Source organism: Nonomuraea sp. NPDC049750 (assembly GCF_040659625.1).
In the GTDB taxonomy this organism is placed as follows: Bacteria; Actinomycetota; Actinomycetes; order Streptosporangiales; family Streptosporangiaceae; genus Nonomuraea.
This window is the reverse complement of the sequence record NZ_JBFANB010000037.1, coordinates 41,071-62,086: the sequence shown is the minus strand read 5'-3', so window position 1 is coordinate 62,086 and position 21,016 is coordinate 41,071. Positions and strand designations below refer to the sequence as shown.

Below are 21,016 nucleotides of genomic sequence, written 5' to 3'. Positions count from 1 at the left end.
TTCACAGGTGCTCGCGCAGGAAGTCCGCTGTCGCGTCGACGGCCAGTGTGACGTACGGCTCCTGGTCGTAGAGGTCGATGTGCTGCTTGGCATCGACCCAGACGAGCTTCTTGGGCTGGTCGAGCCGCCGGAACGCCTCCTCCGCGCCCTCCGGCGAGCAGAACCGGTCCACCACGCCGTGCACGATCAGCGCCGGTTTGGGCGACAGGAAGTCGGCGCCCATCACGTTGTCCATGGTGATCAGCTCGCGCACACTGGCCCGGGTGACCTCGTTCACCCAGGTCGCCGACGCGGCACGCGCGCCACCGTAGTAGGCGTACGGCTCGTCGCCGGGCATGGCCGCCTCGCCCTCCTGCGCCACGGCGGGCAGGTATTCCACCGGCCCACCGAGGTCCTGACGCTCCAGCACCTCGGTGAAGGAGGCCAGGGCCGCCTGGTAGTCCATGCCCGAGCGCATCGCGTAGGGATTGTTGTACGCCCCGGCGATCCCGGCGAAGACCTTCACCCGGGGATCGAAGGCGGCGAACCGCAGCGCGTATCCCCCGCCCAGGCAGATACCGACCGCGCCGATCCGCGCCGCGTCCACCTCGGGTCGCGACCGCAGCAGCGACACCGCGGCCCGCAGGTCGCCCAGCTTGCCCTGCGGGTCCTCATGGCGGCGCGGCTCGCCGCCGGACTCGCCCCAGTTGCGGTGGTCAAAGGCCAGCGTCGCGTAGCCCCGCGCGGTCAGCCGTTCCGCGTAGAGCCCGGTGACCTGGTCACGCACCCCGGTGAACGGCCCGGTGAACACCAGACCGGGCCACGGACCCACTCCCTCGGGCATCCGCAGGTCCCCGGCCAGCACGATCCCGTCAGCGGTGAACTCAACCCTCATATGTCGATGATCCCGCCTTTTGCCCGGGTTATGAGTCGAAGCCCAAGCCCATCCGGTCGAGGGCGCGCAGCCAGAGGTTGCGCCTGCCCTCGTGCTGGTCGGCCTGGGCGATCGACCACCGGGTGAACTGAATCACCCCGGACCGCACCGGCTCCGGCGGGAACGGGATCGGCTTCTCGCGTACCATCCGCAGGTCTGTCCGCTCGGTGCGCTCGCCCGAGAGCAGGTCGAGCATGACGTTCGCGCCAAAGCGGGTGGCGCCGACGCCCATGCCGGTGTAGCCGACCGCGTAGGCCAGCCGACCGGCGTGCGCCTGGCCGTAGAAGGCGCTGAACCGGCTGCAGGTGTCGATCACACCGCCCCAGCGATGTGTGAAGCGCACGTCGGCGAGCTGTGGGAACGTGGTGACGAAGTGCCCGGCGAGTTTGACGAACGTCTCGTCGCGCTGGTCGTACTCCGGCTTGACCAGGCCGCCGTTGTAGTAGACGGCGTCGTAGCCGCCCCACAGGACGCGGTTGTCGTCGGTCAGCCGGTAATAGTGGAACTGGTTGGCCCCGTCGCCGACGCCCTGCCGGTTGCGCCAGCCCACCTCGGCGAGCTGCGCCTCGGTCAGCGGCTCGGTCATGAGCGCGTAGTCGTACACCGGCACCACGAAGTGCTTGAGCCGCCGCAGCAGCGGCGGGAACACGCCGGTGCCGAGCGCGACGCGGCGGCCGGTGGCGACACCGTGCGGGGTGCGCAGGCTGATCGTGACGCCGTCGTCGACCAGCGAGCGGACCGGGCTGCGCTCATAGACCCGGACGCCGAGCGACACGCAGGCCTCGCGCAGCCCCCAGGCCAGCCGGGCGGGATCGAGCATGGCGCAGCCGCTGCGGTCCCAGAACCCGCCCAGGTAGGTGGGCGAGTTCACCTCGGCCCGCACCTGGTCCTGGTCGAGTGGCACGTAGTCGAGGCCGAGCTCGGAGACGAGATCGAGGTGCTCGCCGAACGCGTCGAGCTGCCATGGCTCGGTGGCGACGTTCAGCTCGCCGGTGCGCTCGAAGGAGCAGTCGATGCCGTAGCGCTCCAGCGTCCGCTCGATCTCGTCGAGGTTGGCCACGCCGAGGCGTTCGAGCCGGTCGATCTCGTCGGGCCAGCGTTCGAGGCCGTTGGGCAGGCCGTGGGTGAGGGTCGCCATGCAGAAGCCGCCGTTGCGGCCGGAGGCCGCCCAGCCGATCCTGCGGCCTTCGAGCAGGACGACGTCCTGGTCAGGGTCGCGTTCCTTGGCCAGCAGGGCGGTCCACAGCCCGGTGAAGCCGCCGCCGACCACGACGAGGTCGGCGCTGGTGTCTCCGAGGAGCCGCGGTCGCGGCTCCGGTCTGGCCGGACTGTCCAGCCAGTACGGCTTGCGCTCCGCGTCAGCAAGCGCCTTCAGCGGATCCACACATTCCACTTCCCCACAGATTCGGTTCGAGGATTCAGAGTCGAGGACTTCAGAGTCGAGGACTTTCAGGCACGACGGCGAGCCGTGACCGAGGTGGCGATGGCGATCAGTACCCCGACTCCGAAGATCAGCGTACCCATGACGTTGACCTGCGGCGGGATGCCGGTCTTGACGGACCCGACGATCCACAGCGGGAAGGTGACGGTGGAGCCGTTGACGAAGCTGGTCACCACGTAGTCGTCGATCGACAGCGCGAACGACAGCATCGCCCCGGCCAGCACGCCCGGCAGGATCGACGGCAGCGTCACCTGCCGGAAGGTCCCCCAGCTGGTCGCCCCGAGATCCTTGGCCGCCTCCTCCAGCGCCGGATCCAGCACGATCACCCTGGCGCGTACGGTGACGACGACGAAGGACAGTGAGAACAGCACGTGCGAGACGATGATCGTGTTCGCGTCGCGCGGCACGTTGCCCGAGACGAACAGCGACAGCAGCGACGCCCCCATGACCAGCTCGGGCGTCGAGATCGCGGCGAACACCAGGAAGTTCGTCACCCCCTGGCCCCGGAAGCGGTAGCGGCCGATGGCCAGTCCCAGCATCGTGCCGATCACGACCGTGATGAGCGTGCTGACCAGCGCGATCACCAGCGAGTTGCGCAGTGCGACGGTCAGATCGGAGATGTCGAAGAGCTGGTGGTACCACTTGAGGGTGAAGCCCTGCCAGGTGGTGTTCGACTTGCTCTTCTTGTCGTTGAACCCGAACAGGATCATCACGGCGATCGGCGACGACAGCCAGACGATGATCAGCCAGGTGTAGGCGTGCAGCAGCCGGTCCCCGAGCCCGCGGCCCCTCATCGAGCCGCCGCCTCGAGGACGTTCTCGGTGCCGAGCGCCTTGGCGTAGATGAAGATGCCCACGAGCAGCACGGCCATCAGCGTGAACGACAGCGCCGAGGCCGTCGGGTAATCGAGGTTCGTCAGATACTGGGTCTGGATGATGTTGCCGATCATCGTGTTGGACGTGCCGCCGAGGATCTGCGCGTTGACCGGGTCCGCCGTGGCGGGCACGAAGGTCATCAGCACCCCGGCGAACACCCCCGGCAGCGACAGCGGCAGCACCACCCGGCGGAAGGCCGCCGTGCGCGAGGCGTACAGGTCGTAGGCCGCCTCGATGACCCGCGGATCGACCCGCTCCAGCGCCACGTAGATCGGCAGGATCATGAACGGCAGGAAGTTGTAGGTCAGCCCGCCCACCACCGCGAACGTCGTGGCCAGCACGTGGAAACCGGCGGGCAGCACGCCCCAGCTCTTCAGCGGGCCGAACAGGACGCCGTCGTCGGCCAGCAGGAAGCCCCACGAGATCGTCCGCAGCACGAACGACACGAAGAACGGCAGCAGCAGCAGGAACAGGTACATCGACTTGCGCGCGCCGCCCTTGAAGGCGATCCAGTACGCCACGGGGTAGCCGATGACCAGCATCGCCACCGCGGCCAGCCCGCCGTACAAGAGGGAGCGCAGGAGTTGCGGGCTGTAGCGGCTGAGCGCGTTGGTGTAGTTGGAGAAGCTGAACGTCATGGCGAAGCCGTCGATCGCGTTGCCCGTCTGCAACGACACCGACGCCATGGCGGCCATCGGCACGACCAGAAAGATTCCCAGCCACATCCAGCTCGGCAGCGCCAGCAGGTAGGGGGTGAGCCGCCTCATCGGCTACGCCTGCGTGATCGACTGGAAGATCGGGTTGAACACCTGTTCCTGCTTGGTGCTCAACTTGGTGTAGGTGCGCAGCTTGGCGTAGTCGGCCTCCGACGGGAACATCAGCGGGCTGTCGACCATCTCCTCCAGCGACTTCTTCGCCTCGCCCGTCGCCTTCCCGGCCTTCTCGCGCAGCAGATCCTGTACGGCCGGCACCGGCGTGACGTACTGGATGAACTCATCCAGCTCGGCGGCGACGGCCGGCTGGTAGAGGTAGTCCATGAGGATGAGCGCGTCGAGCGGGTTGGCGGCGTTCTTGGGGATGAGCATGTTGTCGGTCCAGATCGTGCCGCCCTCCTCGGGCACGACGAACTTGACCGGCTCACCGGCCAGCTGCCGCTGGAAGACGTCGCCCGACCAGGCCATGCTGATCCAGACGTCGCCCTTGGACACGGCATCGATATAGCTCTGGTCGTAATATTTCCGGACAATTCCGGCGTCGCGTTGGGCCTTGAGCTTCGCCCCGGCCTTCTGCCAGTCGGCCTCGGTCGACTTCTCCGGGTCCAGGCCCAGGGCGAACATGCCGAAGTTGGCGATCTCCTGCGCGTCGCTCATCATGCCGACCCGGCCCTTGTACTTCGGATCGAAGAGCGCCTCGATGCTCTTGGGCTCGTCCTTGACGTACTTGGTGTTGTAGGCGATCCCCGTCACGCCCGAGGTGTACGGCATCGTGTAGACGTTGCCCGGGTCGTAGGCGCGATCCTTGTACTTGTCGCCGACGTTGGCCAGGAAGTTCGGCATCTGCGAGTGGTCGAGCGCCGTCACGTAGCCCAGGTCGATCATGTGCTGGAGCTGGACGCCGTTGGTCATCACGACGATGTCGAAGCCGAGCGACTGGCCCGCCCTGAGTACGGGGTCGGCCTTGCCGAAGAACTCGGCGTTCTCCTGGATGACCTCCTTGTACTCGTAGGAGATGCCGGTGGCCTGCTGGAACTTCTTCAGCGGCGCCTGGTTCTCAGGCATGTACTCGGGCCAGTTGGCGAAGACCACGCGGCCGTGCTTGGTCTGCTTGGCCCAGAACTCCTTGACCGCGTCGGCCTTGGGCGGCGCCGCCTTCTTGCCCTGCACGCCGCAGGCGGCCAGGGCGAGCCCGGCGGCGGACAGACCGGCGATCCTGAAGGCGTCTCGACGGGTACGGGCTTGGGTCATGCCCCTCAGGAGGGCTGGGTTGAGCGAGGGGTCCATGAATCAACTTCCGATCGCATAAGAGTGCTGCGCCCTCCACGACAGCCAGACGGGATCGCCCCGCTCCGCAGTGGTCGTCGAGTCGAGCGCGTTCTGCTGGAACACCGTGATCTCGGCCCCGTCCGCGAGGCTCACGGCGTAACTGTTGTAGGTCCCCAGGTAGACCACCTCGGCCACGGTGCCGGGCACGGCGCTGACATCGCCGTCGGGCTGCTCCGTCGAGATGGTGATCTTCTCCGGCCGGACGGTCACGGTGACCTGGCCGTTCCGCTCGGGCACCAGCACCCGGCCGCCGCCGACGGTCAGCACGCCGCCGGCCGCGGTGCCCGCCAGCAGGTTGGAGGTGCCGATGAATCCGGCCACGAACGCCGTCGCGGGCCGCTCGTAGATCTCGCGCGGCCCGGCCAGCTGCTCGACCAGGCCGTCGTTCATGACCGCGATCCGGTCGCTCATGGTGAGCGCCTCGCCCTGGTCGTGCGTCACGTACACGAACGTGATGCCGACCTCGCGCTGGATGCGCTTGAGCTCGATCTGCATGGCCTGGCGGAGCTTGAGGTCGAGCGCGCCGAGCGGCTCGTCGAGCAGGAGCGCCCGCGGCTTGTTGACCAGGGCGCGGGCCAGCGCCACCCGCTGCTGCTGGCCGCCGGACATCTCGCGCGGCCGGCGCTTCTCCCGGCCGGTGAGATCGACGATCTCCAGGATCTCGCCGACGCGCTGCCTGATCTCCTGCTGCGGCACCTTGCGCTGCTTGAGCCCGAACGCCACGTTGTCCCACACGCTCATGTGCGGGAACAGCGCGTAGGACTGGAAAACCATGTTCACGTCACGCTTGTTCGGCGGGACATCCGTCACGTCCTTGCCGTGCAGCCTGACCACGCCACGCGAGGGGTCCTCGAACCCCGCGACCATCCGCATCGTCGTGGTCTTGCCGCACCCGGACGGGCCGAGGAGCGAGAAGAACTCTCCCTCGGCGATGCCCAGCGTTATGCCCTTCACGGCCTGGACGACCTCGCCGTGCGAGAGGTACTCCTTGACGACGTCATCCAGTTCGATCGCGTTCAACTCGGCCATGTCCCGGCACAGTCCTTAGTCGCCGATGTAGTGCATGACGTGCTTGACCCGGGTGTAGTCATGCAGACCGAACACCGAGAGATCCTTGCCGTAGCCCGAGTGCTTGAAGCCGCCGTGCGGCATCTCCGACACGAACGGGATGTGCGTGTTCACCCAGACCACGCCGAAGTCGAGCCTGTTGGACATGCGCATGGCCCGGCCGTGGTCGGAGGTCCAGACGGAGCCGCTCAGGCCGTACCTGACGTCGTTGGCCTTGGTCAGCGCGTCGGCCTCGTCGGAGAAGGTCTGGACGGTGATGACCGGGCCGAACACCTCGTTCTGCACCATCTCGTCGTCCTGCTTGAGCCCATCGACGATCGTGGGGGCGAAGAAGTACCCCTTCTCGCCGACCCGGTGACCGCCGGTGAGCACCTTGGCGTGCGCCGGGACGCGCTCGATGAAGCCCTGCACCCTGGCCAGCTGGTTCTCGTTGTTGAGGGGGCCGTACAGCGCCTCGTCGTTGGACAGGTCACCGGTCACGGTGCCGGCGGCGGCCTCGGTCAGCGCGGCGACGAACTCATCGTGCACGCTCTCGTGGACCAGCACGCGGCACGCGGCCGTACAGTCCTGGCCCGCGTTGTACAGGCCCGCGGTGGCGATGTCGCCGGCGGCCTTGCGCAGGTCCTTGACGTCCTCGAAGACCACGACGGGCGCCTTGCCGCCGAGCTCCAGGTGCACCCGCTTGAGGTCGTCGGCGGCGGTCTTGGCCACCGACATGCCGGCGCCGACGGAGCCGGTGATGGCGACCATGGCCGCGGTCGGGTGACCCACGACGAGCGCGCCGGTCTCCCGGTCACCCGTGACCACGTTGAAGACCCCGGCGGGCAGCACCTCGCCGAGGATCTCGGCCAGCTTGAGCGTGGAGGCCGGGGTGGTGTCGGACGGCTTGAGCACGATCGTGTTGCCGGCGGCCAGCGCCGGGGCGATCTTCCAGACCGCCATCATCATCGGGTAGTTCCACGGCGTGACCTGCCCGATCACCCCGATCGGCTCGTGCCTGATCACGCTGGTGTGCTCGGCGAGGAACTCGCCCGAGGTGGGGCCCTCCAGCGTACGGGCCGCGCCGGCGAAGAAGCGGAAGTGATCGGAGGCGACCGGGGTCTCGTCCTCGGCCATGCGGGCCCGCGGCTTGCCGGTGTTCAGGCACTCCGCCTCGTTGATCTCGTCGGCGCGGGCGTCGATGGCGTCGGCCACCTTGAGCAGCAGGTTGGCCCGCTCGCCCGGGGTGGTCCGGCCCCATGACTCGAACGCGGCGGCCGCGGCGGCGTAGGCGGCGTCGACGTCCTCGCTGCCCGAGATCGGGGCCCGCAGGTAGGCCTCGCCCGTGCAGGGGTCGATGACATCGGAGAATCGGCCGCTCTTGGCGTCCACGAACGCACCGTTGACGTAGTTCTGCAGACGGGTGCTCATGCGCTCTCCTTCGGTCGCCTGACCAAGGTGCTGTGTCTATTGATGACCTCGACAAGCTCGGTCATATGACCTCCTGGTGAGGTGGCTGAGATGCCGAGACTCTTACAGAGCACACGCCTCACGACAAGGGATTTCGTGGCGAATATACCAAATTGCTACGAATTCGCTTGACAGAGCGATCAGAACTGACACCATGTCGCACCAGGACGGCAACACCGCGGGAATGCGCCCGCAACGCCGGACCGCTAGGAGGATCCTCGCAATGTCCACGCCGCCCCGCGTACGACGCAACAGTGACGCGCCCTCTGGGCCGTTCGTGCTCGACGATCTCTCCAAGCAGATCATCGAACAGCTGCAGAGCGACGGGCGCATGCCGTACGCGGCGATCGGCAAGGCCGTGGGCCTGTCGGAGGCGGCGGTCCGGCAGCGGGTACAACGCCTGCAGGAGGCCGGGGTGATGCAGATCGTCGCGGTGACGGACCCCCTGACGCTCGGCTTCCCGCGCCAGGCGATGATCGGGGTCAACTGCGAGGGCGACCTGGAGTCGGTCGCGGACGAACTGGCGGCCATCGACGAGATCGACTACGTGGTGCTGACGGCCGGGTCCTTCGACGTGATCGTCGAGGTGGTGTGTGAGGGGGACGGGCACCTGCTGGAGATCCTCAGCAAGATCCGGGCCATCCCGGCTGTGCGGGCTACCGAGTCGTTCGTGTATTTGAAGCTGCGTAAGCAGACGTACTCGTGGGGGACGCGCTGAGCTGACTGGAGGCGGGTCTGTACGCCCGCCTCAAGTCATCGTTCGGCTGCGGGTCAGGCGAAGAGTTCCTCTGCCGTGGAGATCAGAGCCGCCCGCTTCAGCCACAGCTCGAGTTGTGCGGCGTCATCACAGGTCGAGATGCGCTCGCGGTCACTGTCGGACAACACGACCTCGCAGGCCGCGAGCACCCTGAGGAGCCCCTTGACCATCCCCTTGGCGATCAGGCTCTGGGCGTACTCCCCCTGGTAGAGGTAGCTCTCAGGCAAAGATTTCCTCCACCGTGGAGGCCAGAACCGCCCGCTTCAGCCACAGCCGGAGGCGTGCGATGTCACCGCAGGTCGTGATGCGCTCACGGTCGCCGTCGGACAGCGCCATCCCTCGAGTCTCGAGCACCATGAGCAGGGACTCGATATCCTCCTCGACGCGCCCCTTGGCCACGCCCTTTGCCTCGCCCTTGGCGAGCAGGCTCTGTGCGTACTCTCCCTGGTAGACGTAGGTCTCTGTGGCCATGAGTCGCTCCATTTCCTTCTGCGCGTTGCCGGTCAGCGCCACGGTGACATATTCAGCGTAGCGTCGGGCCACGTCCGAATCGAGGCTGTCCAAAGCCTCCGTCAGGGTGGCGAGGATGTCCGCTATCAGCGGATGCTTGCTCTGCGTGATCGCGGAGATGGCCGCCAGGCCGATGTTGCCGACGGCTTCGACCACATCCGTGATGACGGGAGTGTTGTCGGGCCCGATCACCAGCGGGGTGAGAGTCAGGCCCGGATGGCCGGTTTCGATGGGAAGAGCCGCCCACTCGGCGGTCCTTCGCTTGGGGCAAATGACGACGAGGCAGACAGGACACTTGTCGCGGGCGCGGAGGTTGGCGATGTAGGCGAGCCAGGACAACCGCTTCCTCTCGTCCTGCTCCAGTTGAACCTCGGCGATGACCCCCAGCTCGGCTTTCTTGGGGTCATCGCCGTACAGCAGTGCCGCGTCCGCCCGGTAGACGGCCGGCACGCATTCCGACAGGTCGCAGGACACCTGGGTGCCCTTGGACTTGTCGGGTATCGGGAGGGCGAACAGCTCGCGCAGCATCCGCGCCGTAAGTTCGGGGTCGAGAGTGGTGATCCCGACCAGCCCCTCGTGCAATGGGGTGATCATGGCCGAGATATTACTCTACGTAGTCATGAAAATACTCTCAGTTTCCAAGTTGGACGGTGGCGATCTCCCAAGGGCGCAGAGGAAGGTGGATCGTGCCGGAGGAGACAGGGATCGGGTCGCCTGGGCGGCCGCGGAGGTCGGCGTGGCGGGCTTGAGTGAACGTGCCGGAGATGGTCGCGTTCGTGGGGGTTTCCGAGTACGCCACGACGCGGAGTTCGTGTCGGCCGTCGCGGACCCTGAGCGAGGTCATGACCACGCCGTCGCCCGTCACCGACAGGCCGGAGGCCGCCGGGGGCAGGGCGAGTGACGGGTCGCCGATGCCGGGCACCACGAGGAGGTCGTGCCGGAAGGTCTCGGCCGCCGGCGGCACCGCCGCCCACGACCCGCCGTACGGCATGAGCGCGAGGCTGACCGAGCGCAGGCCGCGAGACTGAGCGGCCGGGGTCGGCAGCTGGGGACCGGCGGGCTCGGGGCGCATGACGTGCAGGTTGCGGGAGAGGTAGCCGACCGAGCGCAGCAGGGTGAGCGCGAGCTCCGCGCCGTCCTCCACCAGTTCGTACTCGGTGACGTGCTCCAGCAGCGCAGCGACGCCACCGGCGGCCACCCACCCGGAGGCCGGGAAGGTGGGCAGCGGCTCCTCACCGCAGCCGCCCTCCGCGGACAGGCCGCGGGTGACGACCGCGAACTGGCCCTCCGCGTGCGAGGCCGCCGCCCGCGTGGGCAGCGGTATGTGCAGGCGTACCCGGTGGTCGGAGCATCGGTTGTCGAACGAGACGTGCAGTCTGACGTACGGCTCTCCGGCCCGCAGTTCGATCCGCGTGTCGACGACGATCTCCTCGGTCGCCTCGGTCCTGGCGGCGGCCGGGATCTCCGGGGTGCCCTCGACGCCCTGGCCGGCGGCGGGCCAGCGGTAGGTGCGGCGTACGTCGAAGGCGGCCACCAGCGGGCCCGAGCAGACCAGCGTGAGCTCGACCGACACCGGGTCCGACACGATCCGGTCGTCGGCCGGGGGCGCGTAGTTGTAGGTGTCGCCCACGTCGCCACCGTCGACGATGCGGCCGGCGCCCGTGACGGTGGCCCCTTCGGCGCCGGTCAGCGCCAGCGTCCCGTCCGCCGCCACCTCGACGCGCAGCAGCCCGTTGTCGAGCGCCCGCTCCTCGGCCCGCACCCCGGCGACCGGCGCGCTCATCGCGGCGGAGGCACCGGATGCCGAACCCGCACCACCGGACTCGGCGGGAGAGCCGCCCGACGCCGCCACGGAGCCGTCGGGCGCCGGGCCGGTGTCGCGCAGGGTGTCGGCAGACGCCGGTCGGATGCTGGTGTGTCCCAAAGGTGGCGTCTCGACGAGGGCGGCGACGGTACGGCGGGCCTCGGCGACGATGCGTACCCGGGTCACCCCGTCCAGCGCCCCGCGCAGCTGCGCCACGTTGAAGGCCGTCGCCGACTCCCGCGCCACCGTGAACGTCAGCGTGCCGTCGTCCACCGACCAGCCGGTGATGTGCTGGCCGTACAGCTCCGTGCCATGGATGAACGTCAGCGCCGTGGCCGGGTCCATCTCGGCGTCCAGCAGCAGCGTGGGCGCGTACTCCAGGGTCTGCGCGGGCACCCGCGCGCCGGTCGGGTCCACCAGGGGATCCCGGCCCGCCACGTCCACCAGCACGACGCCGCGCCGCGTGGCGGGCGTCGGGTTGACGACGAGCACCCCGTCCGACGGGACGGCGGCGGACAGCCGGGCGGTCACCATGTCGCGTACGGCCTGCCCGAGGTGCTCGGCCTCGGCGATGCGCGCGGCGACCTGCTGGGCCGTGTCGTCGACGCCGCAGCCGGTCACCGAGTCGTGCCCGCTGGCGTCCACCAGCCGCCACCACGCCATGTCGAGAAAGCGGCCGGGCCAGTCGCCACCCCAGAGGGTGGCCAGCGGCTCGGCGTAGCGCTCGACCATCCGCTCGGCCCGGCCCATGGCCTGCTTGACGTGGGCGCGTACGGAGATGACGCCGGGCAGGATGTTCGCGCGGGCGTGGGAGCGCAGCTCGCCGGAGACTCGGGGCAGCCCCTCCACATCACCCGAATAAGCGCCGATGTATCCGGACAAGGTGTCCATGCGGGCGCCGATGTCCGCCACCATGCCGGGCAACCCGCGCACGGGGGCCGAATGGTCGGTCCCGTACATCGCCAGCAAGGCCCCCTCGGGCCCGTGCCATTCGCGCATCCGCTCGGTGAACTCGGCGGCCCGCTCCGGCAGACGCGCCGGATCCTCGAAGAGGTGCGCCCCATTGCCGTAGCCGCCGGCCGGGAGGTACTGGGTCCGCAGCGCCGTGCCGTCGGGCGCGACCCAGGCGAAGGCGTCGGTCACCACGGACGACGGCACACCCCGGTAGACGCAGGCGTGCAGCAGCCCGGCCCGCCGCAGGATCTGCGGCATCTGCGCTGTATGCCCGAACATGTCGGGCAGGTACCCGACCGCCATGGCCCCGCCGAGCTTGTCGGCCCGGTTCATGCCGAGTTCGAGGTTGCGCACGATGTTCTCGCCCGAGCACAGGAACTCGTCGAGCAGGATCTGCCACGGCCCGACCGCCAGCCGCCCGGACTCGACCAGCGCGGCGATGCGGTCGCGATTCTCCGGCCGGACCTCCAGGTAGTCGTCCACGCAGGCCAGCTGCCCGTCGAGGGTGAAGTGGTAGTCGGGCTCGCGCTCCATCGTGTCGAGCACCTCGTCGAGCAGCGCCACCAGCCGCAGCCGGAAGCGCTGGAAGGGCTCGTACCACTCCCTGTCCCAGTGCGTGTGGGGGACGACGACGATTTCGGCGCTCACGCGGCTTCCCCTCCGATGGGCAGGTCATGCTGTACGGCATAGCGCGCGGCGATGCTCTGGGCCGTGACGATGTCGGCCAGTCCGCCGGCCGCGGCGGTGAGCGGCGGCTCGTCCTTGGTGACGTAGGCGTGGAAGGCGGCCAGCTGCACCTCGAACGCCTCGGTGACGTCACGCCACTCGGTCCGGCTCTCGCCGCCCGAGCCGTCACCCGAGACCACGGTCAGCGTCGTGGGCGCGTTCATCAGGTAGGGAGAGGGAAAGACCAGCTCCAGCGAGCCCTTGTCGTGGTGGATGACCACGGTCTCCCGGTAGGCCGGGTAGTCCTCCAGGTAGTGCCACCGGATCGAGAACCGCCCGCTGACCGGCAGCGTTCCGGAGATCTCGACGGACCCGGGCCCCGGCCCCCACGTCTCAACAGCCGAAATTTCCGCTGGCGACCCACTAAATCGCCTCAGGAGCGACAAATCGTGGCATATCGAGCCGAGGGCTACCCCGTAGAGGGCCCGGACCGAGTCGGGAGCCGACTCCCCCAGCGCCGAGGAGACCAGCGAGTGCTCCGCCGCGCGCAGCGAGGCCAGCAGCGCGGGGTCGACGTCGCGGGCCGGCGTCAGGCTCGCGAAGGCCAGCTGGGACTCGGCGCTCGGGTGCAGCACGGTCACCTCGACCGACCGGATCGCGGCCGGGCCGCCCAGCTCGGCCAGCAGCTCCTCGGCCCGGCGTACGGCCGGGTCGTACTGCTTCATGTAGCCGACCATCAGCCGCCCCTCGGGCAGCGCCTCGACCTCGGCCCTGGTCAGCGCGAGCGGCTTCTCGCACAGCACGGCGTAGCCCGCGGCCAGCGCCCGGCGTACCGGCTCGCCGTGGGAGCCGGAGGCGAGGATGAGCACGGCGTCGAACCCGCCCTCGGCCAGCATGCTCTCCACGGCCGTGAAGCGCCCGGGCGCCCCCAGCCGGTCGCCGACGACGTCGGCGAGGGCCCGCGACAGGTCGCAGACGGCGGTCACCTCGAACAGGTCGCGGCGCCTCGACAGCAGCGGCACGTACACCGCCTGCGTGACGGCGCCGCACCCGACAAGCGCGATCTTCAAAACCCGATCCTCCAGCGTGGGGTCAGCCTGGGAGTCACAGTCCCAGTTCTCTCAGCTTCTCGCGGTTGGCGGCTTGATCGGCGATGTTCCGCTCAACTGACCGGCGACCCGGCAGGGTGTCCTGCTCGATGATGATCCAGCCCTGGTAGCCGATCTCGTCGAGCGCGCGGACGACGCCCGGCAGGTCCAGCTCGCCCTCGCCCAGCGGCGCGAAGCCGCCCCGGCCCATGAGCTCGCGCAGATCCACGCCGTCGGCGAGGGCCTGGCCGAGTATCGCGGTGTCGCCGTCCTTGACGTGCACGTGGCCGACCCGATCCGACCAGTCGCGCAGGGCGGTCACCGGGTCGCCGCCGGCCAGCAGCAGGTGGCCGGTGTCCAGGCAGAGCTGTACGTCGGTCAGCTCCAGCAGCCGCTCGACGTCCTCGGGCGTCTCGACGTAGGTGCCGAGGTGGTGGTGGAAGGCTGGCTCGAAGCCGCGTTCGCGGCAGCGGTCGGCCGCGATCTGGACGCGGGAGGCGTAGCCGGGCCAGTCGGCGGCGGCCAGCCCGGGAGCGTTCCCGCCCGGCCTGGCGAACCTCGCCGGAGAGCCCGAGCAGCCGAGCGTGGGCCGGGGCGCCAGGTGCTCGGGGGCGGGCGGCGCGGCGGCGAACACGTCGAGCGTCGCGTCCAGCGCGGCCAGTCCCTTCTCGAACTCCACGGCGTCGCTGTAGCGCAGGTCGGCCCAGCCGCCGGCGAGCAGCAGCCCGTCGAGGCGTTCCACCAGGTCGGCGCCGGTGCCGAGATAGCCGATGGGCCCCAGGTCGATGCCCGCGTAACCGGCGTCGGCGAGCGCACGGACCATCTGGTCGGCGCTCAGCGGAGGCGGCGCGTCGGCCAGTTCGAACACGCCGAAACTCACAGGGGCGTTGGCGACTCGTGTCACGCGCATATGGCGATCACCTCGTTCTCGTACGTTTCCAGGCGGTGCCGTCCCTCTCTCGCGGGGACCAGTACCCGCTCACCGCGGATGACCTGGCGATCGCCGCCGGGGCGCACCAGGACGAGGCCGTCGGCGTCGAGCGCGAGCAGTTCGTCGCCCAGCCTGAGCAGCAGCGGCTCGCCGGGGCCCGCGGAGATCGCGGTACGGCCCGCGGCGACGGCATCGAAGATCGTGCTGGTGTCCTCGGCCAGGACCCAGGTGGTCGGCGCGCCCGGCAGGCCGTCGTCGCCGACGCGGTGAAAGTCGCTGGCGCCGATCGCGACCAGATCGGGGCCCCAGGCGTCGGCCCAGGCCAAGGGCGCGCCCCAGCGCCGGTCCCACCAGCCGGAGTGCCATACCTCGGCGATCCGCGGCCGCTCGCTCAGCGGCTGGAGCCAGGCGCAGTCGCCGCCGAGCGGGTGGTTGATCGACATCAGCCCGCCCTCGCGCGCGGCGTGCCGGGCCCAGGAGTCGGCGGGCTGCCGGAAGTCCACCCAGCCCACGTCGCCGAACACGTTGGCGTGCCCCCGATCCGTGGTCACCTCCTGGCCGGGCAGCAGGGCGATGCCTCGATCGTCGCCGAGCCAGGGGTGGTGGCTGACGGTGTTGTGGTCGGTGACGACCAGGAAGTCGAGGCCACGGCCCTTGGCCAGCTCGGCCAGCTCGGGGATGGTCAGCACGCCGTCGCTGTGGACGGTGTGGGAGTGGAAGTCGCCCGCGAACCAGCGCAGGCCGTCGACGCCCGGCAGGTCGCGGCGCGGCGGCCGGTCCCCGTGGGGCGGCTCCTCGGTCACCGGCCGTGGGGGCGCGGCGGCCTCGGTGTGGATCTGCAGCGTGTAGTCGAGCCCCTGCGGCGGCACCCGGTGCAGCCGCAGCCACACCTGCCACGTCCCCGGCTCCAGTTCGCCGGGCAGGTAGCCGGGGGTCGCCCAGTCGGCGGTGATCGTGTACTCGTCGCGCGCGCCGCCCGACCAGCCACGGAACCCGTCGGGCGAGCCGCAGCCGAGGTCGAGCACGCCCTGTGACCGGTCGAAGCTCAGCTGTACGGTCAGCGCGCCGGTCCCGGCCGGCACCTCGAAGGGCAACTCGCGCAGGATCCGCTCCAGCCGGTCGTCCAGGCTCCAGTGGCCGCGGATCACGGTCATGCCGACACCAGCTCGCCGTCCCGGTAGACCAGGGCCCGGTCGCGGCGCGGCGCGGCGAAGCCGTCGGCCCCGATCGACGGCTCGCCGCCCTCGGGCACGACCGCCTGCACGAGCACCTCGCCGACCTCCAGCGTCACCAGGTGGGACGCCCCCAGGTTCTCCACGATGACCACCTTTCCACCCAGCGAGCCCTCGGCGGGCTCTGCCGAGTAGGTGTTGTACTCGGGCCGCACGCCGTACACGATCCGTTCGCCGTCGGTCAGCAGTCCCTCGGCCGAGACGGGGACCGGCACCTTGCATCCGGCCACCTCCAGCGTGTCACCGCGGACGGTCCCGTCGAGCAGGTTCATCGGCGTCGAGCCGATGAAGCCGGCGACGAAGGTGTTGGCGGGCCGCTGGAACACCTCGGCCGGCGTGCCGATCTGCCGGATGTGCCCGGCCTCCATGACGGCCATCCGGTCGGCCATGGCCAGGGCCTCGGCCTGGTCGTGGGTGACGAAGACGGTGGTGACGCCGAGCTCGCGCTGCAGCTTCTTCAGGAACGTACGGGCCTCCAGGCGGAGCCGGGCGTCGAGGTTCGACAGCGGCTCGTCGAACAGGAACGCCTGCGCCTGCGTCGCCATGACGCGGGCCAGCGCGACCCGCTGCTGCTGGCCGCCGGACAGCTGGCCGGGGCGCCGGTCCATGAGCTGGTCCAGGCCCAGCCTGGCGCCGACCTCCTCGGCCTTGCGCTGCCGGGCGGCCTTGCCGACCTTCTTGATGCGCAGCGGGTAGGCGATGTTGTCGGTGACGTCCATGTGCGGGAACAACGCGTAGTCCTGGAAGACCATCGCGATGTCCCGGCCGCCCGGCTGGACGCCGGTGACGTCGCGGTCGCCGATGACGACGGCGCCGCTCGTGGCGGTCTCCAGCCCGGCGATCGTGCGCAGCAGCGTGGTCTTGCCGCAGCCGGACGGGCCGAGCAGGGCGAAGAACTCGCCGTCGGGGATGGCCAGGTCGAGCGAGTCGAGCGCTTTGACTCCCCCGGGGTAGACCTTGGTCAGGGCTCGCAGTTCGATTGCGGCCATCAGCGCTTGATCCCTCCGTGGAAGCGGAAGCCATACTTCTTGCTGACGAACAGGTACATGAGCACCACGGGGACCGAATAGAGCAGGCCGAACGTGGACAGCAGAGTGAGGTTGGCCTGGCCGCCCTCGGTGTAGAGCGTGTACATGATGACCGCCGCGGGCTGCTTCTCGACATCGCTGAGCAGCAGGTACGGCATCAGGAAGTTGCCCCACACGTTGGCCACGGCCCACACCGCGATCGTCGCCAGTCCGGGCCGTACCAGGGGGACGACCACGTGGCGGACGATCTGCAGCGGCGAGGCCCCGAAGACGCGCGCCGACTCCTCGTAGGACTTCGGCGTGGAGTCCATGAAGTCCTTGAGCATGAAGATCGCCGCGGGCAGCAGGCCGCCGGTCAGGATGAGGATCACCCCGAACTGCGAGTCGATCAGGTTCAGCTCGACGGCCAGCTGGAACAGCGGCACCATCGCGGCCGTCCCGGTGATGATCGAGGACAGCAGCAGCAGCGCGTAGAGCAGCGCGTCGCGGCCCGGCAGCCGCACCCGGCTCAGCGCGTACGCGGCCAGCGCCGCGAAGACCACCACGAGCAGGGCCGTGCCGACCGCCAGCACCAGCGAGTTCAGGAGCGACGGCAGCGCGTACGGATGCTCCAGGATCGCCGTGAAGTTGTCCAGCGTGAAGTCGGGCACCCGGACCTCGTAGGTGGGGTCCGAGGTGAACGGCGCGGCGGCCAGCCACAGCAAGGGGATGGTGAAGAAGGCCAGCAGCACCGCGATCAGCGTGTAGAAGCCGATCCGGCCCAGCACGAACCGCGTCATTTCTTACTCCTGAGCAGGCGCAGGTAGAACACCGCCACGACCAGGTTGATCAGCAGGATGACCGTGGAGACGGCCGCGCCGTAGCCCAGTTCGCTGCCCTGCAGCGCGACCTTGTAGACGTGGACCGCCAGCACCTCGGTCTGACCGTCGGGCCCGCCCGCGGTGAGCATGAACGGGGTGAAGTCGTTGAACGTCCACAGGCTGATCAGCAGAAGGTTCGTCAGGATGTGTCCCCTGATGTGGGGGAACACCACGTCACGCAACTGCTGCCAGCCGGAGGCTCCGGCCAGGCGGGCGCTCTCCAGGTGCGAGGGCGGCACGTTCCCGAGCGCGGCGCCGTACAACATCATCGAGAAGGCGGCGCCGCGCCAGGTGTTGAAGATGACGATCGACAGCATCGGGTGGTCGAGCAGCGGCGCGAATCCCGGGACGTGCAGCAGCGCTTGGAGCGTGCCGCCGTCGCGGTCGAGCAGCGCCACCCACAGGAACGAGACCACCGCGCTGGGCAGGATCCAGGCCAGGATGACCAGGCCCTCGACGGTCCGTTTGAGCGGTCCGGTGCGATCGCGCATCAGCCAGGCGATCGTGAACCCGAGCACGACCTGGCCGATGACGGCCGAGCCGAGCACGAACTGGACGGTCAGCCAGGTCGAGTTCCAGAACGCGGGGTCGGAGACCGCCTTGACGAAGTTGTCCAGGCCGACGAGCTGGGGCTCGGCGGCGGCGGCTCCGGTGAGGCGGTAGTTGGTGAGGCCGAGGTAGAGGACCCAGAGCGCGGGGAAGACCAGGAACACCGCGATCAGCGCCAGCGCGGGCGCCACGAACGCGCCCGCTCTCAGCCTGCCCAGGCCCGCCGCGTCCGAGCTGTAGCGACGGGCCGGTGCGTCCTCGAGAGCTTCAGGAGGCGATATTGCCTGCGCCACCGACGATTCCTTCGAGCTTCTTCTGGTAGTCCGCGGCGGCCTGGTCGGGTGCCGTGCCCCCGACGACGGCGGCCGTGGCCTCCTGGAGTGCGGCCGACACCTGCGGATAGACGGCGACCGGCGGCCGGTAGGCCGTCAGCGGCAGCACCTTCTCCGAGATGAACGTCAGCAGCGGCTCCCCGGCGAGGATCTCCTTGTTGACGTCGGTGCGCGGGGTGATGCGCACGTTGCCGTTCTTGGTCTCCTCCTTCAGCCCCTCCGGCGAGAGCGTGAAGGCCAGCAGGTCGAAGGCCTCCTTCGGATGCTTGCTGTTGGGGTTGACGGTCCGCAGCGCGCCGCCCGACATGCTGACGAAGTCCTGGCCGCGCAGGCCCTTGCCGGGCTCCATGGCGGGGATCAGGGCGTAGCCGACGGTCTGGTCGCGGTCGGCCATCTTGGCCACGCCGTCCTTGGGGTTGACGACGCCGCGCCAGAAGTAGTCGCCCTCCATCAGGATGCCGATCTTGCCGCCGGCGAACTGCTGGAAGGACTTGTCGCGGCCCTTGGCCTCCTGCTGGAGCTTGGGGTCACCGAGGCCGCTGCCGCCGTAGATCTTCTGGTAGAGGCCGAGGGCGTCCTTGAGCGGCTGGGACGCGCCGGTCCACTTGCCGTCCTTCTGCACCTCGCCGCCCGCGCCCGCCAGCAGCGGGAGCACGCCCTGCATCGAGGTGGCCTCGCCCATCGCGGTGCCGGCGTTGATCTGGATCGGCACCGGTACGCCCGCCGTCTTCAGCTTGGCGCCCGCGTCGAGGATCTCCTGCCAACTCTTCGGCTGCCAGTCGGCGGGCAGCCCGGCCTTCTGGAAGAGCGTCTTGTTGAAGTAGAGCACCCGGCCGTCCGTGCCGACGGGCAGGGCGTACTTCTTGCCGTTGAAGGTGGCCAGTCCCTGGACCGACTCGGGGATCTGCTGCCAGCCGTCCCAGCTGTCGGCGCTCGCCCCCACCACCTCGGACAGCGGCTTGATGTAGCCCGCCTCGGCGAACTCACCGGCCCAGATGCCGTCGAGGTCGATCACGTCCGCGCCCTTGCCTGACTTCAGGTCGAGGGAGAGCTTGGTCTTGTACTGCTCGTCGTCGACACCGCTGGGGACGAACTTGACCTTGACGTCCTTCCCCTTCGCCTTCTCGGCCGCCTCGAACTTGGGGGCGACCCAGTTGGCGAGGAACTCGGCCGCCGCCGCGTTCTTGCCGCCCGCGATGGCGTTCTGGGCGATCGTTAACTCGATCGTGCCACCGGAGTCGCCGCCGGACGACTGGCCGCACGCGGCGAGCCCCAGCGTGGACACGGCGAGGACCGCGACCGCGCCTACCGACCTTTTCCGCAATCCCATGCAAACCCTCCGACATGTCCTTAAAGCCAGGAACCCGGCCAATATGTCATGACATCCAGATGACGTAAAGGCCTGCCGATATTTCGGGAGTGTGTCCGCATGCTGCATCTTTGTCACGAGGAGGTCTCGGCGGCGGTCCCACCCTAGACGATCCACTTACCGGGGTTTCGGTCAGGGAAGAAAGACCGGCATAGCGGACATCCGAATGTCATGACAATATGCCATAGTAGGCACGAAGGCTCCGTCACTGGAGGTGCGTTGTACGACCTGATCACGATCGGCCGCTCCGGGGTCGACGTCTATCCGCTGCAGACCGGCGTGGGCCTGGCCCACGTCGACACCTTCGGTAAGTTCCTCGGCGGGAGCCCGACAAACGTCGCGGTCGCGGCCGCGCGCCACGGGCTGCGCGCCGCCGTGATCACCGCGGTCGGCGCCGACCCCTTCGGGGAGTACGTACGGCAGGCGATCCGCGGTTTCGGCGTGGACGACTCCTTCGTGGCCACCGTCGAAGGTCCCCCGACGCCCGTCACGTTCTGCGAGATCTTCCCGCCGGACGACTTCCCGCTCTACTTCTACCGGGGCGAGCATCCACCGGACCTGCAACTGACCGCCGAGTCGCTGGACCTGGCCGCGATCCGGGACACGAAGCTGTTCTGGTTCACCGGCACCGGCCTGAGCCAGGAGCCGAGCCGGGCCGCGCACGCCGCCGCCCTGGCCGCGCGCACGTCCGGCTTGACCGTCTTCGACCTGGACCACCGCCCCATGCTGTGGGAGTCGCCCGAGGCTTCCCAGGAGGCGGTACGCCAGGCGCTTCCGTACGCCAACGTGGCCGTCGGCAACCTCGACGAGGTGGAGAACGCGGTGGGCACCCGCGACCCGGAGGCGGCCGCGCAGGCGCTGCTCGACGCCGGGATGCGCGTCGCCATCGTCAAGATGGGCCCCAACGGGGTGCTGGCCCGCAGCAGGGACGAGTACGTGGTGGCGGAGCCGGTCAAGGTCGACGTGGTCAACGGCATCGGCGCGGGCGACGCGTTCGGCGGCGCCGTCTGCCTGGGGCTGCTGAGCGGCTGGCCGCTGGAGCGGACGATCCGCTTCGCCAACGCCGCCGGGGCCTACGTGGCCGCCCGCCTGGCCTGCGCCGACGCGATGCCCACGACTGACGAGGTGCAGGCACTCCTATGAGCGAC

At 69.3% G+C, this 21,016-nt stretch carries 19 protein-coding genes; 2 read left to right on the top strand and 17 right to left on the bottom strand.

What is annotated here, in order from left to right; translation table 11 throughout:
* Position 1: 1 nt before the first annotated feature.
* The 7 genes from AB0J16_RS51060 to AB0J16_RS51030 all read right to left on the bottom strand — a co-directional run bounded on the left by AB0J16_RS51060 (position 2) and on the right by AB0J16_RS51030 (position 7,749).
* Complete coding sequence (locus AB0J16_RS51060) at positions 2–874, bottom strand: alpha/beta hydrolase (RefSeq protein ID WP_358553812.1); 873 nt, start codon at positions 872–874, stop codon at positions 2–4.
* Positions 875–902: 28 nt separating this feature from the next.
* Positions 903–2,297 carry an FAD-dependent oxidoreductase gene (locus tag AB0J16_RS51055; RefSeq protein ID WP_358553810.1) on the bottom strand — a complete coding sequence of 465 codons (1,395 nt, stop codon included), beginning with the start codon at positions 2,295–2,297 and terminating at the stop codon, positions 903–905.
* A gap of 65 nt (positions 2,298–2,362) precedes the next feature.
* The gene (locus AB0J16_RS51050) at positions 2,363–3,148 is read right to left on the bottom strand and encodes an ABC transporter permease (protein ID WP_358553808.1); all 786 of its coding nucleotides are present in this window, start codon (positions 3,146–3,148) and stop codon (positions 2,363–2,365) included.
* Complete coding sequence (locus tag AB0J16_RS51045) at positions 3,145–3,996, bottom strand: ABC transporter permease (protein ID WP_358553806.1); 852 nt, start codon at positions 3,994–3,996, stop codon at positions 3,145–3,147. Before AB0J16_RS51045 ends, AB0J16_RS51050 begins: the two co-directional genes overlap by 4 nt.
* A gap of 3 nt (positions 3,997–3,999) precedes the next feature.
* On the bottom strand, positions 4,000–5,193 hold the full coding sequence (locus AB0J16_RS51040; protein WP_358553804.1) for a spermidine/putrescine ABC transporter substrate-binding protein: 1,194 nt from the start codon (positions 5,191–5,193) through the stop codon (positions 4,000–4,002).
* Between the two features lie 39 nt (positions 5,194–5,232).
* Entirely contained in the window at positions 5,233–6,300 is a 1,068-nt protein-coding gene (locus AB0J16_RS51035) for an ABC transporter ATP-binding protein (RefSeq protein WP_357943021.1), read from the bottom strand.
* Positions 6,301–6,315: 15 nt separating this feature from the next.
* Complete coding sequence (locus AB0J16_RS51030; protein ID WP_358553802.1) at positions 6,316–7,749, bottom strand: gamma-aminobutyraldehyde dehydrogenase; 1,434 nt, start codon at positions 7,747–7,749, stop codon at positions 6,316–6,318.
* A gap of 262 nt (positions 7,750–8,011) precedes the next feature.
* Here AB0J16_RS51030 and AB0J16_RS51025 point away from each other — a divergent pair, with 262 nt between their 5' ends.
* Positions 8,012–8,506 (top strand): Lrp/AsnC family transcriptional regulator, encoded by a 495-nt coding sequence (locus AB0J16_RS51025; RefSeq protein ID WP_225290547.1) that lies wholly within the window; start codon positions 8,012–8,014, stop codon positions 8,504–8,506.
* A gap of 53 nt (positions 8,507–8,559) precedes the next feature.
* Here the strand turns inward: AB0J16_RS51025 and AB0J16_RS51020 are convergent, their stop codons facing one another.
* Genes AB0J16_RS51020 through AB0J16_RS50975 form a run of 10 tightly spaced genes read right to left on the bottom strand, consistent with a single transcriptional unit; the run spans position 8,560 to position 19,829 of the window.
* Positions 8,560–8,772 carry a hypothetical protein gene (locus tag AB0J16_RS51020; RefSeq protein WP_358553800.1) on the bottom strand — a complete coding sequence of 71 codons (213 nt, stop codon included), beginning with the start codon at positions 8,770–8,772 and terminating at the stop codon, positions 8,560–8,562.
* Entirely contained in the window at positions 8,765–9,649 is an 885-nt protein-coding gene (locus AB0J16_RS51015; RefSeq protein ID WP_358553798.1) for a hypothetical protein, read from the bottom strand. Before AB0J16_RS51015 ends, AB0J16_RS51020 begins: the two co-directional genes overlap by 8 nt.
* A 37-nt stretch (positions 9,650–9,686) precedes the next feature.
* Complete coding sequence (locus AB0J16_RS51010) at positions 9,687–12,461, bottom strand: alpha-mannosidase (RefSeq protein ID WP_358553796.1); 2,775 nt, start codon at positions 12,459–12,461, stop codon at positions 9,687–9,689.
* Positions 12,458–13,549 carry a Gfo/Idh/MocA family oxidoreductase gene (locus AB0J16_RS51005; RefSeq protein WP_358553794.1) on the bottom strand — a complete coding sequence of 364 codons (1,092 nt, stop codon included), beginning with the start codon at positions 13,547–13,549 and terminating at the stop codon, positions 12,458–12,460. Before AB0J16_RS51005 ends, AB0J16_RS51010 begins: the two co-directional genes overlap by 4 nt.
* A gap of 34 nt (positions 13,550–13,583) precedes the next feature.
* Complete coding sequence (locus tag AB0J16_RS51000; protein ID WP_358553792.1) at positions 13,584–14,477, bottom strand: TIM barrel protein; 894 nt, start codon at positions 14,475–14,477, stop codon at positions 13,584–13,586.
* Positions 14,468–15,652, bottom strand: coding sequence for a CehA/McbA family metallohydrolase (locus tag AB0J16_RS50995; protein WP_358553790.1), 1,185 nt, complete (start codon positions 15,650–15,652; stop codon positions 14,468–14,470). Before AB0J16_RS50995 ends, AB0J16_RS51000 begins: the two co-directional genes overlap by 10 nt.
* Complete coding sequence (locus AB0J16_RS50990) at positions 15,649–16,719, bottom strand: ABC transporter ATP-binding protein (protein WP_358553788.1); 1,071 nt, start codon at positions 16,717–16,719, stop codon at positions 15,649–15,651. Before AB0J16_RS50990 ends, AB0J16_RS50995 begins: the two co-directional genes overlap by 4 nt.
* Entirely contained in the window at positions 16,719–17,537 is an 819-nt protein-coding gene (locus AB0J16_RS50985; protein ID WP_357943003.1) for a carbohydrate ABC transporter permease, read from the bottom strand. Before AB0J16_RS50985 ends, AB0J16_RS50990 begins: the two co-directional genes overlap by 1 nt.
* A complete protein-coding gene (locus AB0J16_RS50980) occupies positions 17,534–18,460 on the bottom strand; it encodes a sugar ABC transporter permease (RefSeq protein ID WP_358553786.1) in 927 nt (308 codons plus the stop codon). Before AB0J16_RS50980 ends, AB0J16_RS50985 begins: the two co-directional genes overlap by 4 nt.
* Entirely contained in the window at positions 18,435–19,829 is a 1,395-nt protein-coding gene (locus AB0J16_RS50975) for an extracellular solute-binding protein (RefSeq protein WP_358553784.1), read from the bottom strand. Before AB0J16_RS50975 ends, AB0J16_RS50980 begins: the two co-directional genes overlap by 26 nt.
* A 258-nt stretch (positions 19,830–20,087) precedes the next feature.
* Between AB0J16_RS50975 and iolC the strand changes: the two genes are divergently transcribed.
* Positions 20,088–21,011 (top strand): 5-dehydro-2-deoxygluconokinase, encoded by a 924-nt coding sequence (gene iolC, locus AB0J16_RS50970; RefSeq protein ID WP_358553782.1) that lies wholly within the window; start codon positions 20,088–20,090, stop codon positions 21,009–21,011.
* Positions 21,012–21,016 lie beyond the last annotated feature (5 nt).

Bases quoted from the DNA above. Each gene is read 5' to 3' on its own strand.
- AB0J16_RS51015 (WP_358553798.1), bottom strand. From the start codon at position 9,649: ATGATCACCCCATTGCACGAGGGGCTGGTCGGGATCACCACTCTCGAC.
- AB0J16_RS50985 (WP_357943003.1), bottom strand. From the start codon at position 17,537: ATGACGCGGTTCGTGCTGGGCCGGATCGGCTTCTACACGCTGATCGCG.
- AB0J16_RS51045 (WP_358553806.1), bottom strand. From the start codon at position 3,996: ATGAGGCGGCTCACCCCCTACCTGCTGGCGCTGCCGAGCTGGATGTGG.
- AB0J16_RS51035 (WP_357943021.1), bottom strand. From the start codon at position 6,300: ATGGCCGAGTTGAACGCGATCGAACTGGATGACGTCGTCAAGGAGTAC.
- AB0J16_RS50995 (WP_358553790.1), bottom strand. From the start codon at position 15,652: ATGACCGTGATCCGCGGCCACTGGAGCCTGGACGACCGGCTGGAGCGG.
- AB0J16_RS51050 (WP_358553808.1), bottom strand. From the start codon at position 3,148: ATGAGGGGCCGCGGGCTCGGGGACCGGCTGCTGCACGCCTACACCTGG.
- AB0J16_RS50975 (WP_358553784.1), bottom strand. From the start codon at position 19,829: ATGGGATTGCGGAAAAGGTCGGTAGGCGCGGTCGCGGTCCTCGCCGTG.
- AB0J16_RS51025 (WP_225290547.1), top strand. From the start codon at position 8,012: ATGTCCACGCCGCCCCGCGTACGACGCAACAGTGACGCGCCCTCTGGG.
- AB0J16_RS51040 (WP_358553804.1), bottom strand. From the start codon at position 5,193: ATGACCCAAGCCCGTACCCGTCGAGACGCCTTCAGGATCGCCGGTCTG.
- AB0J16_RS51030 (WP_358553802.1), bottom strand. From the start codon at position 7,749: ATGAGCACCCGTCTGCAGAACTACGTCAACGGTGCGTTCGTGGACGCC.
- AB0J16_RS51060 (WP_358553812.1), bottom strand. From the start codon at position 874: ATGAGGGTTGAGTTCACCGCTGACGGGATCGTGCTGGCCGGGGACCTG.
- AB0J16_RS50990 (WP_358553788.1), bottom strand. From the start codon at position 16,719: ATGGCCGCAATCGAACTGCGAGCCCTGACCAAGGTCTACCCCGGGGGA.
- AB0J16_RS51000 (WP_358553792.1), bottom strand. From the start codon at position 14,477: ATGCGCGTGACACGAGTCGCCAACGCCCCTGTGAGTTTCGGCGTGTTC.